The organism is Paenibacillus xylanexedens, assembly GCF_007680605.1.
Classification (GTDB): domain Bacteria; phylum Bacillota; class Bacilli; order Paenibacillales; family Paenibacillaceae; genus Paenibacillus; species Paenibacillus xylanexedens_B.
This window is the reverse complement of sequence record NZ_VEIO01000001.1, coordinates 46,447-62,347: the sequence shown is the minus strand read 5'-3', so window position 1 is coordinate 62,347 and position 15,901 is coordinate 46,447. Positions and strand designations below refer to the sequence as shown.

General features: G+C 37.4%; 11 protein-coding genes and 1 pseudogene. 1 reads left to right on the top strand and 11 read right to left on the bottom strand.

All coding sequences use genetic code 11. From position 1 onward, the window contains the following. Positions 1–176 precede the first annotated feature (176 nt). The 4 genes from FS818_RS00285 to FS818_RS00270 form a co-directional block, all read right to left on the bottom strand. Positions 177–2,189, bottom strand: coding sequence for a tetratricopeptide repeat protein (locus tag FS818_RS00285; protein WP_145328560.1), 2,013 nt, complete (start codon positions 2,187–2,189; stop codon positions 177–179). Positions 2,190–2,415: 226 nt separating this feature from the next. After that, a complete protein-coding gene (locus tag FS818_RS00280) occupies positions 2,416–3,624 on the bottom strand; it encodes an HNH endonuclease (RefSeq protein ID WP_145328557.1) in 1,209 nt (402 codons plus the stop codon). Between the two features lie 153 nt (positions 3,625–3,777). Further along, positions 3,778–5,022 (bottom strand): hypothetical protein, encoded by a 1,245-nt coding sequence (locus FS818_RS00275; RefSeq protein ID WP_145328555.1) that lies wholly within the window; start codon positions 5,020–5,022, stop codon positions 3,778–3,780. 152 nt (positions 5,023–5,174) lie between these two features. Next, positions 5,175–5,435, bottom strand: a complete 261-nt coding sequence (locus tag FS818_RS00270) for a helix-turn-helix domain-containing protein (protein WP_145328553.1) — start codon at positions 5,433–5,435, stop codon at positions 5,175–5,177. Between the two features lie 153 nt (positions 5,436–5,588). On the opposite strand from FS818_RS00270, the gene FS818_RS00265 reads away from it, so the two are divergent. Next, the gene (locus tag FS818_RS00265; RefSeq protein WP_145328551.1) at positions 5,589–5,876 is read left to right on the top strand and encodes a hypothetical protein; all 288 of its coding nucleotides are present in this window, start codon (positions 5,589–5,591) and stop codon (positions 5,874–5,876) included. Between the two features lie 212 nt (positions 5,877–6,088). Here the strand turns inward: FS818_RS00265 and FS818_RS00260 are convergent, their stop codons facing one another. The 7 genes and pseudogenes from FS818_RS00260 to FS818_RS00225 form a co-directional block, all read right to left on the bottom strand. Continuing rightward, complete coding sequence (locus tag FS818_RS00260) at positions 6,089–7,843, bottom strand: ATP-dependent nuclease (protein ID WP_145328549.1); 1,755 nt, start codon at positions 7,841–7,843, stop codon at positions 6,089–6,091. Between the two features lie 135 nt (positions 7,844–7,978). Next, the gene (locus tag FS818_RS00255) at positions 7,979–9,058 is read right to left on the bottom strand and encodes a hypothetical protein (protein WP_145328547.1); all 1,080 of its coding nucleotides are present in this window, start codon (positions 9,056–9,058) and stop codon (positions 7,979–7,981) included. A gap of 155 nt (positions 9,059–9,213) precedes the next feature. Continuing rightward, positions 9,214–9,587: pseudogene (locus tag FS818_RS00250) on the bottom strand (DUF1643 domain-containing protein). A 416-nt stretch (positions 9,588–10,003) separates the two neighbouring features. Continuing rightward, positions 10,004–11,095 (bottom strand): hypothetical protein, encoded by a 1,092-nt coding sequence (locus FS818_RS00240; RefSeq protein WP_145328540.1) that lies wholly within the window; start codon positions 11,093–11,095, stop codon positions 10,004–10,006. Positions 11,096–11,238: 143 nt separating this feature from the next. After that, positions 11,239–11,754, bottom strand: a complete 516-nt coding sequence (locus tag FS818_RS00235) for a hypothetical protein (protein WP_145328538.1) — start codon at positions 11,752–11,754, stop codon at positions 11,239–11,241. 41 nt (positions 11,755–11,795) lie between these two features. Then, positions 11,796–13,022, bottom strand: a complete 1,227-nt coding sequence (locus FS818_RS00230; protein WP_260989751.1) for a tyrosine-type recombinase/integrase — start codon at positions 13,020–13,022, stop codon at positions 11,796–11,798. Positions 13,023–13,155: 133 nt separating this feature from the next. Continuing rightward, positions 13,156–15,198 (bottom strand): B12-binding domain-containing radical SAM protein, encoded by a 2,043-nt coding sequence (locus FS818_RS00225; protein ID WP_145328536.1) that lies wholly within the window; start codon positions 15,196–15,198, stop codon positions 13,156–13,158. Positions 15,199–15,901 lie beyond the last annotated feature (703 nt).

The following is a 15,901-nucleotide window of genomic DNA, read 5'->3' as shown; positions in this document are numbered from 1 at the left end:
TTGTCCTCCAAAACATTCTCATCATTTAATTAATTATGTTGCATAACGTTCCTGTATTCACGACCCGACGCATGTCGGGTGTCCGGCGAATGCCGGACCAAGAGCGAATGCTCGTAGCGTGAATATTATGTTATACGCAGCCTTTTCCCTATCATATATTTTATTTTTTACATATTTTAGAATCGTTCTTTCAATTGTATTGCTTTCTGACGTAACTGATCTGCCTCTGCCCCGCGCTTTCTCTTAGCTAAATTCTCTAAATCAATTGCCCAGTTCTTATACGCTTCATGCTTGTCCGGTTTGATTTCAATAGCTTTTTCGTATTTCTCAAAAGCTTGCTGATACAGCTTTTCTCCTTCTTTCCCTTCTTTCCTCATTGCCAAATGCCCTAAGGCAATTCCCCAGTTGTTATACGCTTCATGCTTGTCCGGTTTGATTTCAATAGCTTTTTCGTATTTCTCAAAAGCTTGCTGATACAGCTTTTCTCCTTCTTCCCCTTCTTTCCTCATTGCCAAACTCTTCAAAGCAATTCCGCAGTTGTAATACGCTTCATGCTTGTCCGGTTTGATTTCAATAGCTTTTTCGTATTTCTCAAAAGCTTGCCGATATAGCTTTTCTCCTTCTTCCCCTTCTTTCCTCATTGCCAAATTCTTTAAAGCAATTCCGCAGTTGTAATACGCTTCATGCTTGTGCGGTTTGATTTCAATAGCTTTTTCGTATTTCTCAAAAGCTTGCTGATACAGCTTTTCTCCTTCTTCCCCTTCTTTCCTCTCTGCCAAATCCCCTAAAGCAATTCCCCAGTTGTTATACGCTTCATGCTTGTCCGGTTTGATTTCAATAGCTTTTTCGTATTTCTCAAAAGCTTGCTGATACAGCTTTTCTCCTTCTTCCCCTTCTTTCCTCATTGCCAAATTCTTCAAAGCAGTTCCCCAGTTGTTATACGCTTCATGCTTGTCCGGTTTGATTTCAATAGCTTTTTCGTATTTCTCAAAAGCTTGCTGATACAGTTTTGCTCCTTCTTCCCCTTCTTTCCTCTCTGCCAAATTCTTTAAAGCAATTCCCCAGTTGTTATACAATCTTGACATCAATTCATAAAGTACATTATCTTTAGTTTCCTTAACTTTTTCTTCGATATTTGATATTATTTCGTTGTCATACTCTTCATCAATAATCAAATTAATTATTTCTTTTCTTAATCTATCAATTTCAAGTTCTATTAATTTGGGATCTGTAATAATATCTCCTAATTCATATTGTTGTATAGCTTCTGACACTTGTCTTTTTGCAATTTCTAGACGTTCTTTAACCCCTTGAAAATGTTCTTGCTCGTCAATATCGACAATTTCTTGGATCATTTCCTGTAAAGCAGTAAACGGCTTATCTATAATGCTTGGTTGATCTAATCCCAATTCGCTATTAAGTTTCAGCATAAATGAATCAGAATCATAGCCCTTTATTAAGAAGGCATTAGTATGCGGATCAGATATAAAGTTTTCTACTTGAGATTGTGGATTCTCATCATTATAAGTAATCCAATAAAGACTATTGTCAAACCTTCCAAGTTTTTTTATGTGTTCGAAAACTGGATCTTCACCGCTATAACCAATAAAAATCCAAGGCCTTTCATTTTTGATGCTATCAAAAATTCGAGGAATTATAGCTTTTACTTTCCCCATTTCTTCAGGTGTATTAAGTAGCCATAAGCCATGACTTTGCCCATGAAGATAAACCACTGATTTTTCTTTAAAAGTTGTCGTTGTCAAATCCTTAAGAATCGCCATGTCGTATGTTGAAGGAAATATATTAAACATTGCTAATGCTCTTAACATCAAATTATCGAAGTTCACAGTTAATATGTAATCTACAAAACCTTCTCTTAGTAATTGAGCCAAATAAATATGTGTGACATTTATTTTCGCTTTATCAATATATCCTTTCAATAATTCATTCCGTTCATGTGGAGTGAGACAACTCATCAATTTTGCATATGTTCTTTCTTTTTCATCTAAATCTTTAATGAAAGGACTATTGGGGTGTTTTTTAAATATGTCGTTAATGATTTCTTGTGTCAACGGTATGTCACCAGAACGCGATGCTCCAGCACCTAAAAAGAATATTGGTTGAGGTTTATTGTTTTCCTTTGCTTCTTTCAACAAATATGCTAAATGTTCTATTGTCAACTCTTTCATTATTACATTCTCCTTTAATGTTCAAAATACTAAGCTTTTCCGACTCGTTTTATAAGAGTTATTAAATCATTTTGATTACTAGTTTTTGTAGAGGTTTTGAGTTGCGTATAACGTTCCCGTATTCACGACCCGACGCATGTCGGGTGTCCAGCGTATGCTGGATCAAGGATGTATGTCCGCAGCGTGAATATTATGTTATACGATGGAATATTCTCTCCTTAATTACCTAACTTTCTTGTAAAGATCTAACTTCTAATATTTTTTTTGAGAGAAACATCATTTTTTGATTTGTATAAGGTATAACTACTGTTGTAAATCCGTTCGAACTAATCTCATCATGAATCGCTTTAATATACAAATGTGTTTCGTTTTTAGTATAATTTATAATCCTAAATTTATTAGGATCTATTGACTCAGCTTCATCTTCACTTTCTGGAATAAAGTAATTCATGTATCCGAAGTAGTCCTCCATATTTTTATTCTTGATTAATTGATTTGCACAGTTACATTTGTAAGTTTGTTCATAAATATATTTTAAATAATCAATTTCGTACTCTTTTTTTCTGATAGCCTCTAGAGCTTTGAACTCTATCTCTTCAAAATTAGAAGAATAGTCTAATTGATACTGATCAGCAATTATCATCATATCTTTGTAGCTACTTATTTTTATATTTTCTTTTTCTTTATTAATATCAAACTCTTTTTTTTCTACCAACTGACAGTATGACTCATAGATTTCATCTCCTTTCCAATCATTTGATAAAACAACATAAAATTGAAAAGTGCTAAATAACTCTATGTACGCTGCCAATATATTATTGTGAGAAAACAAAATAATAGCATGCTTCAGATCATTAATTTTTTCATATTCAATACATTTATCAAAAAAGTTCAATGGTATAAATGGAATGACCATTAATTTATTTTTTAACTTACTATTCTCAAAGTCATAAACCGCATCTAAATAGCGAGGTTCTATACCACAATGAACAGCATAATTAAAAGCAATTTTAGTGAACCCTATTTTAAAAACGTCATTCTTAACTTCAAATTTATACTCTATAGGCTCTAAAGTTTTTATATCAATTGAATTGTTCATATACTTTCCTTCGTTAGAAAGAACAGTCCAGATTTTCTTACCTTTCATCTCTGCATTATATTTTTTCCCCATCATGTCTTCAACAATTGCTTTATATTTAGAAGGGGCAGTAACTCTCGACTTCTTAATATTTATATTTTCAGTAATTGCCGCAAAAGTTTTAGTGAAATCTGAGTCAGCTGTTTCTCCAAATTTAGTATTACATTCCTTACAACAAATTTTATTAGATTCAAGTAGTCCTCCAAGAGCGTTAGGTATAATATGTTCACTACTAGAATTGGATTCATCTATGTCTGCTGGACAGTATACACACTGCATTTTTTTACCCTCTCTCATTTTTGTATTCTTTCGTATAACGTTGCTGTATTCACGAAGCCCAACGGGGTTGTCTGCTGAAATCCCTCTTCGAAATCCATCTTGCAGACCAAGACTCCTGAAGTCGCAGCTTGAATATTATGTTAGGTGAAGTCTTGGTCTTCTCTGAGAATACTAGAAAATTCTTATATTCCCTTTAAATAGCCAGTCGGGAATCTGATATTCTCGAACTGCGGGATGATTGGTAAATACTAACCTTATAGTTCTTATTGCTTCATAACAACGCTTGATTATTTCATTTTGTTCTTTAAAGATGTGACGATCATAAGAATTATGATTTATTGAATGAGCTGGTTTTTGTCTTATCTTGCGAATTTCCTTAAATGGATTAATTATAATTTCGTAACCTTCTTCTTCATGTAATCGGACAGATTTTCTTAACCATTCTTCAAAAAGTTGAATGGTTCCTTTCTGATTTACTATTACTTTGCCATCGGTACGAATAGTTTCGCCCTCTAGCTCTAATTTTCCTCGGAAAAAATTCTTATCTATATTCTCAGACATCATTTTGTCCAAGATATGAATAAATTTATAAAAATTCTCTCTTGTTGGAATAAAAATAGTACGGAAATCTTGTGGTCGATCTTCTTTAAAGTCATTTTTGAATAATTTACTACCAAACATTACAGTCACCATTTGATTTATATGAAATAACTCCTCAATAAAAGCTTGATATATTGAAGCATTATCAGCCCACTCCCCGGCAATTGTATTCTGATAATATTCATAGACTATCTCGCAATCATCATTTTCTAAAAGATAAGTCTTCCAGCGTAACTGATGCTCTGGAGTCAAATCATGTAAGTATCTTAGATAAACCGCAACTACCCGATGATTATTCTTATCATATCCTATTCCAAATGTCTCTAATAATATCTGGTCTCTTTCATCAAGAATCTGTTCAGAAATATAAGAAATAGACCCAGAATAATCTGAAGAGAAGATAGAATATCTAGGATCGTTATAATATTGTTCTAATATACTAATATCAAAAAAAAATGGTTCTAGTTGAGGTTTACCGAAATATAACATTCTAGTAAAGGGACGATCTAAGTATTTATCCGGTATTTCTTCCGCTAATATTGTTTCTGAAGGATACAAGCATATATTTGACGGCATAGTATTAATTGCATTTATTTGACTTTCAATTGAAAAATCTTTAAATTGCTTGATGTGAGGATTTAAAGTGTAATTTACTGAAATCTTACCTTCATTAATCAATTCAATCAATATCGGATCAAAATTTGTTTCTTCCTCCCCAACTCCAAATAATTCTTTCAATCTCCAGTAGGAAATACCATTAAAATCAGATGACTCCACATAAAACTTCACGATTTCTTCAAGTATTTTAAGCTTCACCGAAAATTCACCTCTGTAATAATTATGATTGCCAAGATTTCACCTAACGTTCCTGTATTCACGAACCCCGAAGGGGTTGTCTGCTGAAACGCTTCCACTAAATTCATCCAGCAGACCAAGGCTCCACAAGGAGCTGCAGCTTGAATATTATGTTATACGACGGAATCACTTCTTGAATATACTTTCACTAAATTTTCTTCTTCAGGTACATATTCAATTAAATCCGATAATTTGCAGTTAAATGTATCGCATAGTTTAAATAAGGTTTCTAGCTTTGTTGTTTCTATATTCGTCTCCCGATATAACTTGTTGATTGAGTTACGACTTAAGCCTGATCTCACCATCAATTCTGTTATATCATCTATTCGATGTTCTGCCATAAGTTCTCGTATATTGCACTTGATTACGTTCATCTTTTCCCCTCCATAGTTCTATCTTATCTTCCACATTAGTAATCATCAATGAAAAGCGAATATTTAACTTTACAAAGTCAAATATTCACCTTGCAATTAACTTTATAAGGTTATATAATAACTCTATAGAGTTAATCAAAGGAGGAATAGGATATGGTTAATACATTAGAATCGCTAACAGAACCACTGATAAGAATACGTCTAGAATTACTCTATACTGAGCTTTTGGATTGTCATGCAGAATACACTCAGCTTTCTTCTGAGACAGATCAATACTTTAAAACACTTCGTGATGCTTTGCCCGATCAACTTCAACATACGGTTTTTCTTTACGAAGACGCTCAAATTTCTCTTCAATCCATCTTAGAAAGAAGTATCTACATACAAGGTTTCAAAGATGCTCTACAACTCTCTAGTGAATTACAGAACTCTAGCCTTTAGAGGATCATATGATCCTCTTTTCTATTCTTTAGAATTTCATATAACGTTCCAGTATTCATGAACCCCAAATGGGTTGTCTGCTGAAATTCCTCACGGAAATCCATCCATAGACCAAGGTTCCATTGGAGTCGCCGCTTGAGTATTATGTTAACTGAAGTCAACAGCTTCTTAGAAAAACTTTCAACCGATTTTTAATAGTATAATTTCGCATACTATATACTACATTCGAAAGCTTTTTGGAAAACTATTCTCCAAGATTCAGGAATATCACTTTTCGCTTTCCATTTGCTTGTTTCTAAATGAGTTTTAAAAGGTTTATCACTACTAGGTGCTTGATATCCTAGGCACTCCTCTAAACACTCCTCCAACATAGATACACATTCTGAATTTCCTACAGCTGCTGCAATTGGTGAATTGAACTTTTCAGCTCCAGCCACACCTTTATCACGATCATGGATAACATATAAAGGAACACTAAGCTTATTCAGATACTTTACTAATGGTATTATTGCAGCTTTTCCTCTTGCTTTAATAACTTGTGTTTTTGAAAGGATATCTTTTCTTGTTGTAGCATCAAGTAGATTTAATGTGTTTTTTATAGCAATGACCTCGGAATCCCCTTCTACAATGACACATCTATCTGCAAAGAATATTCGTGATAATTCATCATCAAACGTTTTGACCATCTTTAATAATTCCTTTTCGTCACTTCCTAGTTCCTCTAAAGCATCATTCAAACCATAGTTAAATGACTTAGTATAACTGTTAGAATCAGGGTACAGTTTGGTTAAACTCAACCAATCTTTTGACAAGTCTATCATCCATGGAGAATGAGTTGAACAAATAATTTGATCAGTCTCACCCAAAGAATAAATTGTATCCCTCAAAAGATTCGCCGCTGCAGGATGCAAATAGATTTCTGGTTCTTCAAAAGCAACTAATAATGGTCTAGTTTTAGCTTCTCCCAAGGCTTTTAAGTGTGAATGATAACGAAGCATGGAAAAAATACCAGTTCTCACTAAACCGGTTCCCTGCTTATCCGCACTTGTGTTTACATTAGAGAACATTTCAACTTCATATTTTGGTTTCAAAACACTGTTCAAATCTTGAAGTGATGGAATTATTTTAATTCCACAACCCGGAAACACTTCATCTATAACTGAATTAACATCTACACATAATCCACTTATCAATGAACTACTATTGTCAGGAGACATAACCGTTTGAAGTTCAGTAAGTTGACCTTGAATTGCAGCAGCCAATTCGTTTTGAGACAATAAATCTTCAAACAAAATCCCCAAGCACTCCCCGAGTAATGTCTTGTTCCCATCAGCTTTCCCTATATCATCGACATTGGCATAAGACGGTATGTGAATCAATCGTGGTAATTTTGAAGCAACATTACTAGCGATCCCACCAGGATTCTCGATATACTCAGGTTCCGACTCAAAATTCCAAACAACAGCATCCTCTACAATAAATTGCCAACCTGATGTAAGCTTTCCATTTGAGGGTTTTGATCCAAATAGGTCTGTCAATGCTTCTTCACTGAATCCCAATTCCATTAAATCTTTCCACTTACTTATATTCTCGTATTCTTCTTTGATTGTGTAGAGATACTGTAGAGTCCATATCCTTGCCTTAGTTGAGCCTATATCGAATGTTTTTTTATATATGTATTGCCCATCTATTACCCTACCCTTAAATCCTCTTGAATTTGCAATACTCGCATCAATATCAGTAAAATATCCACAAATCTCAATTTCTTTTTCTCTTTGCCCATCCGAAAGCACTCTAAAATCATCTGGCTTTATTGTATTACTAAGTGAAAGTAAAGCTTCTATTGCTTTTATAACAGAAGTTTTTCCTACATTGTTCGGGCCAATAATAAAAGATGCTGTATTAAGATTCAGGTCAACATACTCAATTCTACGGAAATTTTTAATTTCAATTCTTGATAGTTTCACAATTATTCTCCTTTAAGTTGATTTCGTCTAACGTTCCTGTATTCACAACCCAGCACATGCCGGACCAAGGACGAATATCCACAGCGTGAATATTATGTTATGTGAAGTATTCTTTCTTCATTGAACTACATTGCACTATTTTTTGATCACGATGGAATTATAGAATTTCTCAAAACTATTATCTTTTTTGATTAAGTCATCAATTATAATGGACTCAACAATACCTTTGATATATTGTTCAACAGTTTGATTGGATCGTTGAGCATTTCGCTGCATATAGTCTGATATTCTATCTGGTAATTCATTAAATATCCAAGTCTCAATATAAGGATCAGTAATAATAATGTTGTTAGGTTTTAAATGTGCCTTTTCTATAAAGAATTTCATAGTTTTATCTATTTCACCATCTGAATCAACAATAACTAAGATATCTGCATCAGAATCTACCTGTGACCTTACTGAATTAATAACTTTAGGCATTACATATTTCCCCATGGCGACAACTATAGTTACTCGTTTAATAGGTTTATCTTTTATAATTTTTTTCATAAGTCCTAACAATATCTCTCTATCCCTATTGCCTTCGCATATTAATATTATGTCAGTGTTAATCTTATTTATCTGATTTTCACTCACAATACTTCCGGAAATAGATTGATAACTCAATACTTGAGGTAGAGTAGGCTCTATCGTTTCCTTTAAATCATTTTGTATACTTACTGAGTTATACGGGAAGAAAACTATACCTTCCTCAGCAGCCTGTCTCAATTTAGTCGTTAGTACCTTTCTAAATCCATACTCTTCTTTTACACAAACTTCAAAGTCCTCTTTATCAAATAAAATAACATTTAAGGTTTTCCCAAGACTCAGTGCGTCAACAGCATCCTTGCTATATCCTGATAATGAAATGAAAATACCTATAGTTCCTAAAAGCTTCCCATCTACTTTCCCCTTAAATTGATATATAGATGATGCAGGAAGTTCTACACTATGCCACTTTAGTTCGAGCAAATATACCTTATCCCCTAATAGAAAGGAACCATCGATTTCTTCTCCTTCAGGTCTATATCGCATTCTAGGTTCAAGCTTTTCTAAATCTAGAAGTTTCTGAACAAGAACTTCTAGTTCTCTTCCTCTTTGTCTATACCAATTTCCATCAGCATCTTTTGGTGGAGCTGCTAATTTCTCATATTGATCTATGATTTCTTTTTTCATTTCTTCCTCCTTGTTTATAAAAATTATACACATAACTTACTTGTGTTCATAAACCCCACTGGGGTTGTCTGCTGAAATCCCTCCCGCAGACAAAAGCTCCGAAGGAGCCGCTGCTTGAATATTATGCTATACGATGGAAGTTCTACCTTGAATAATTAGCCAAAATAAATCAGTTCATCTAAGTCATGTCCAAGTCTCGAAGGATGTCTAGGGTGGTCAGACTTAGCCTTCTTTAAGCAAAACATTTCAATTCCTTCACTTCTCAACAATTCAATTACTTGTTTGTCTCTTTTGTTAAAGAAATGTTTTTCGCCCCATGCTATTACCACTCTATCGGCTCTTAATGCTGCTTCTAAAATGTACTTATCGGTTTCAAGTCCTACAGGGTCTATTAATGATTCTTTTAGCCTTTTTGGGTCAGTTGATATCAAACTATAAGTGATCCATATTGAAATTTATTTGCAAAGTATAGACATTGTCTTGAAGTCTGATCTTCTGAGTTTTCATTTGCTGTACTGGGATTTAACATTATGTATAATAGCTTAGGTAGTGTAATATCCCATTCTCTAGTCAATAAGTATCTATATTTTCTTTCTGAATCAAACTTAGCCCCTTGCTTCATTGAACTAACCTTCTTTTAAGTTATTGAAAATGATTTAAGTTCTGTCGTATAACGTTATTGTATTCACGACGTCCTACCGACTTAAGGCCACGAAGTGGCCGGGCGCGATGCGCTTAGTCGGTGCGGATGTGTCCGGCTGAATCCTCTTCCCTGCTACTGTAACTGCTCCCCTGAATCTACTCCTAACTCCTGCCGGACCGAGGGCGCATGCCCGATGCGTGAATATGTTGTTAGGCGTTGCTTCGTTCTTATGAATTCAATCAAATATTTAATTATTGATAATTTATATTTAATCATTCTTCTTATTACGCTGCTTCCTCTTTTCAATATTCCTTAAAGATTTGATGAATACGTTGTAGTTCATTTCTCTTTGCCTCTACTCTTTCACACAAATATTTATTAGTCTCATCAATCCAACTTGCATTTAAGTCAAAACTCTGTAATCTCATTATCCATTGTTTACTTTTAACTGGTATTTCTAATTCAGACCATGGATTTTGATGAAAAACCTGACAGTCATGAAAACTCATTACTATGCCATTCCATTGTTGGAATTGTCTGAAATATCCTTCGTACTTTTGAGAATTTTGTTCGCTTTTTCTTCCTTCATAATGTCTGAGCCAAACTAGATCATCAAAAATTGAATCTCCTTTTTTCCCATAAAGCATTTGCCAAATTCCAAAGTTTCCTGTTTGATATATGTCTTTAAAGGGCCTCGAGTAACAAGGATAAACATCATTTTTACTAATTGAAAGATCACTATCTTCAAAGTTAAGCCACAATATATTTATAGCTCCCTCTTCTGCTTGTCCAGCTTCTGCTTTGTTACTCAATATTCTTTTATATAATTCTATTATTCTATCTTTGTTCTTCTCACGCATATAATTAACTGCCACAGTTCTTACTTGTATTGACAGTTCATTTTCACCTTTCACTTTTAGCTGAGAAGTGTCTTGTTCATAAAAATTTTTGAGTTTCTCCTGAGCTGCCCTATTCATTCGAGGTGTCATAACTTCTACAAATAATTGTTGACCTGTATAATCTACAACTTCAAAATCCGGTGTTTTTTTATTATTAGTTTCTGCTATCTCGTTAACTTTGAATTGAGATTCTTCCAGTATATAACGACATCTATATTCTCCTAGCGTGCCTATTGCTTGATTATAATTATCTTTAGTTTGTAGCACTCTTGAACCCCAAGTTTTCTTGAAATATTCGGGACTTCTTTTTTTTATCGTTAAAATGACCTCTAAAAGTTTTTCAGCATACTTTTTCTCATACATTGAAGCATGTTCACTTTCTAACGCTCGTAACATCCTATCAATTGGATGACTTCGTATATGGACTCTATTTTCACGAATGCTTCTCCTAAATTGTTCTGGAATCATATTTTTCAGTTCATTAATTTTCTCCATAATTCCTCTCCTACTTATAGAAGTTTCGCCTAACGTTCCTGTATTCACGACCCGACGTATGTCGGGTGTCTGGCGAATGCCGGACCAAGGACGAATGTCCGAAGCGTGAATATTATGTTAGATGATGTCTATGTCTCCCTGAATCAGCCTCCACTTTCTTTCTTCTCTTCCTCTTCTCTTATAGTGTTTTTTTCTTCTTCTAGCATTTCTTCCGTTATTCCAAGTTCATTGAGCATTCTAGTAGAATAAATCGTAAGTTTAGAATCAATAGCTCTAACTTTCTCAACAAATTCTTTAAGTTCACCAATCAATTTATCTCTACCTGTTCTTGTAAAGGTAAGAGTTATATTCTCTTTAAAAAAATCGTGAACTATAAAATTTCTTTGCTTTAATACAGCTTTTAAAGCCTCTAATTCTTCAACGCTTAATTCAAATATATCTTTAATCTCATTTATTAATTGACCCATTGTTTTTGAGAATTTTCTTTCATAAAGAATATCTAAGTCGTTTTCTGTTGAAAGTAGACCTTGAGATCGTTTTAGAATCATGATCATGTTTACTAACTGATGCTCTAAAACCTGCGAATAATATACGGCTAGCCCAAAGTGAGCGTAGCAGTCTTTGCTATGCTCATTGTCGTCATATATTTCTTCATGCATTTATATCACCTTCTGTCCATAGATTTCATCTAACATCTTATTTATGTACTTCGTAAATGCCACCCATTTAAGGTAATATAAGAACTACGTATATGATAACCTATAGGCAGATATATGCGAAGAAAAATTTGGTGAAAAAGGGAGAAGTTTGAGACATTCAATCTCCCATATCCATACGATCCAGCGGGCTTTGAATACGCTGGATATTTTTCGTGCTCACATGCGTATATCGCTGCGTTTTTTTGTGCACTCGTATGACCAAGAAGCTCCTGAATATAACGCAGGTCTGTTCCGTTTTCCAGCAAATGCGTGGCGAAAGAATGCCGCAAAGCATGGATGCTACACTTTTTGACAATACCTGCTCGTTGCCTGGCTTCTTCAAAAACCTTTTGCACACTGCGCTCGGTAAGATGTCGATCCGAAGTTTTTCCCGGAAATAGCCAGCGATCGGGTCGATATTCGGCGATGTATTTCTGCACCATGTTCCAAGCAAGATTAGAAAGAAGCGTTCTCCGATCCTTTTGACCTTTTCCCTGCTTTACGATAATCGTCTGACGCTCAATGTCCAGATCGCTGTAGCGTAGACGAACGACTTCGCCGACACAAAGCCCTGCCGAATAGGTTAGATAAAGAATCGTCTTATGCTTGAGATTAGTCACAGCTTTTAGCAATTGGGTAACTTCTTTTTCGGATAAGACATTGGGCAGCTTCACCTGCTTTTTGGGTCGTACATATTGAATTTCAGTAGGATGGAGTAACACATGTTTACAATAAAATCGGATCGCACTAATCGTTTGATTAACACTGGAATGAGAGATTCCACGCTCAAGCAGATTCAAACAATATGTGTGGACATGAGATGCACGGATTTCTGTATCGATCTGAGGAAGACTAGCCACAAATCGTTCAATCTGATTACAATATGCTTTAATCGTTTTGCGACTGTATCCTCTTAACTTAAGAACTTGCTGCAATAGATCTCTTTTCCATTGTGTTTGCTCTCCACGTAACTTCCAGCTTCTCAACAAGTCGCTCTCCACCCACAACTCCGGGGAAATCTCTACATCTAGCGCATCAAAGTGCTTTGTAAACTCCTGAAGAGATGCGTCTGAGTAGGGAATGATCCAGCGTTTTGCATCAGTCTCCCACCTTCTCCCTGTTACCTGACGAATGCGCTGAATATGCACCGTATTATATGGAATTTGAACATGCAGCGAATCGACTGAACCTTTAGTTAACATGATGACAACTTGTATTTTGTTGTTCATACGGCATTCTCCTTTGGCTCTATTAGATATATAAGTTCTATTGAATTTGGAAAATAAAAAAAGGAAGATCATCTTCATCCCGTTAAGGGAATCCAATGATCTTACGATTGCTTTTGGAACTATGACGCTGCACCTACATGGCAGCGGCTTCTTCTCCCAGCGGCAGCGTGTAATACTGCGCCTGCTGGTCTTCGTGCTGCTGGTATACAACGACCAGCAGCGTCTGGCCTTTCGCGGCAAGCGGGCTGGCGCCAGCTAGCACACGCTCAAGCCGGAACGGAAGCACGTCCAGTACGGCGTGCTTCTGCAGTTCCTTTTCGCCGAGTCCCAGATCGGCGAAAGCACGGGCACCCATGACCGTCTGTGCGGTCATGGCCGAGGTCATCGGCAACGCACGCGAAGCGTTGCCGTACCCCATGTCCGCCGCTCCATCCGCGGCGGACTCCACTGCGTCGCGCGCTGCAAGCGACGCAACACCCCCGGCATGGCTGCCGATCACACCCGCCGCCTCCGCGGCAGTGTCCTCTCCGGCTGCCGCCGAAGTCCCCGCAGCGGCCGCTCCACTCGCGCCGCTGCTTTCCAGCCAAGCCGAGCCAGAGGCACCGGCAACACGCGGCAATCGAACGTCTTCTGGACGTTCAGCCAACGTTTTCATATAACCCGCCCATTGATCTTTCTGGAGCACATCGTCCCACCAGATTTTACGCGGCTTGTACTTATGTCCCAGGAAATAATCCAGCTTCATCAGACCCAGCACGATATCCATATGCGGTGTGTTCCGTGACTCCAGGAAGCTGTGCAGACGAGTAAACAAATCCTCTAGCTGATGCCCGATTTTCTGCCAACCCTGTCCCTCCCAGTAATCGCCAAACGCTTGGAAGAAATCAAACGGTGAATCAAACTCCTGCTCCATTAAATACTTCAACGTATGATCCATCCGGTGTGCGTTCCAGTATTTCTCCAGCACATCCTCCAGGCGTTTCAGGCGAACAATGTCGCTAAATGGCAACACGTCACTGCCCAAAATCTCATACGGCGCGTGATCCATATACGTATAATTGTACTTTTCCGCATCCAGACGAAGACCCGTACCACGAAGCATTTTCAGGAATCCGAGCTGTAACTCTTCCGGCCCCAAAGCAAACACATCGTTAAACGTCTTGCGGAACGTATTATAATCTTCCTCCGGTAGTCCTGCGATCAGATCCAAATGCTGGTCGATCTTGCCGCTGGCTTTGACTTTATTAACCGTACGGCTCAGCTTCGCAAAGTTCTGACGGCGTTTCACCAGTTCATTCGTCGGATCATTCGTGGACTGCACCCCGATTTCGAAGCGGAACGTACCCGGCGGCGCATTCTCTGCCAAATAGTCGAGCACCTCAGGACGCATGATGTCAGCCGTGATTTCAAACTGAAACACCGTTCCCTGATGATTCTCGATCAAAAATTTAAACATCTCCATCGCATAATCCCGTTTAATGTTAAACGTCCGATCCACAAACTTGATCAGCTTCGCACCCTTCTCGATCAAGTATAGAATGTCCGACTTCGTCCGCTCAATATCGTAATACCGCACGCCGACCTCGATACTGGAAAGACAAAACTGACAACTAAACGGACAGCCCCGGCTGGTCTCAAAATAAACAACCCGCTTCCCGAGATCCGGGATATCCTCTTCGAAACGATGCGGCGAAGGCAGATCATTCAAGTCCGCTTTCGGACGTCCTGGCATGAGAATAACTTCTTCCCCTTTACGATACGCCAGTCCATACACAAAATGAAACTTCTTGCTGCCTTCAAGCTCCGTCAAAAGCTGATGCAACGTCTCTTCCCCTTCACCCATGACGATAAAATCGACATTCGGAATCCGGTTCATCCAATATTCGGTGTCGTAGGACACCTCCGGCCCGCCCAGCAAAATTTTCACGTCAGGCATAACCTTTTTCAAATTATCAATGACCTTGATCGTCTCTTCAATGTTCCAGATGTAACACGAAAACCCAATCACATCCGCCCCGCGCTGATACAGATCCGACACAATATTCATGACCGGGTCTTTGATCGTATACTCCGCGAGCTCAATATCAAAATCCTTCTCACTGTACGCCTTCAAACACCGCAGCGCCAGCGAGGTATGGATGTACTTTGCATTCAAAGTCGACAATATTACCTTCATGGTTCACAACCTTTGCCTGGACACCCAGACCATATATTTTTTGGGGAAAAGTAAAGCCCCACAGCCATCCTGCCCCGGATTCTGTTCAGACAAACCTCTAATGCAAGTCCGAGCCTTATCTCTCGCCACACTTGCACAACTCACACCATTATCCGCGTCAGCACGCCCATAATGCAACAGCATCCGCGTTAGCACGCGCATCACGTACCAACAAACGCGCAGGACCTATTAACAAAATTTAAAAACAAGATCTACTAGCAAGGTCTACTAACCAGTCCGTATGCCATAACGTCCGCATCTCATAAACAAATCCCCAATTTGTCTTTCAAAGAGTGGACACCTCTTTAAAAAACACATACACTCTCCGCCCGACTAAAAACACAATATATAGACTCGATTACATCAAAACCACTATATATTGTACCCACACTCGTTTTCCACCTTATACGTCCATGTCCACCCTTTGAAAGACAATCCGGCTCATTTTGTCTACTGTGCAGGGACACATTTTAAGTTACATATTCTGATTTGTTTCCGTATTTGTTTCCGTATTTTTTTGATTTTGCCTCTGTTTCTGGTTCTGATTCAAATTCTGGTCCTGGTCATGTTTCTGCTTCTGTTCTCGTTCCCATTTCTGGTTCTGTCCCATATCTCTATCTGTGTCCATTTTCTATTTCCTAAACTTTAGTCTTATCTCTAATCT

What these genes read in the sequence shown, in the direction of transcription:
- FS818_RS00225 (WP_145328536.1), bottom strand. Translation starts at nt 15,198, where the DNA reads ATGAAGGTAATATTGTCGACTTTGAATGCAAAGTACATCCATACCTCG.
- FS818_RS00255 (WP_145328547.1), bottom strand. Translation starts at nt 9,058, where the DNA reads ATGAAAAAAGAAATCATAGATCAATATGAGAAATTAGCAGCTCCACCA.
- FS818_RS00265 (WP_145328551.1), top strand. Translation starts at nt 5,589, where the DNA reads ATGGTTAATACATTAGAATCGCTAACAGAACCACTGATAAGAATACGT.
- FS818_RS00285 (WP_145328560.1), bottom strand. Translation starts at nt 2,189, where the DNA reads ATGAAAGAGTTGACAATAGAACATTTAGCATATTTGTTGAAAGAAGCA.
- FS818_RS00240 (WP_145328540.1), bottom strand. Translation starts at nt 11,095, where the DNA reads ATGGAGAAAATTAATGAACTGAAAAATATGATTCCAGAACAATTTAGG.
- FS818_RS00235 (WP_145328538.1), bottom strand. Translation starts at nt 11,754, where the DNA reads ATGCATGAAGAAATATATGACGACAATGAGCATAGCAAAGACTGCTAC.
- FS818_RS00270 (WP_145328553.1), bottom strand. Translation starts at nt 5,435, where the DNA reads ATGAACGTAATCAAGTGCAATATACGAGAACTTATGGCAGAACATCGA.
- FS818_RS00230 (WP_260989751.1), bottom strand. Translation starts at nt 13,022, where the DNA reads ATGAACAACAAAATACAAGTTGTCATCATGTTAACTAAAGGTTCAGTC.
- FS818_RS00280 (WP_145328557.1), bottom strand. Translation starts at nt 3,624, where the DNA reads ATGAGAGAGGGTAAAAAAATGCAGTGTGTATACTGTCCAGCAGACATA.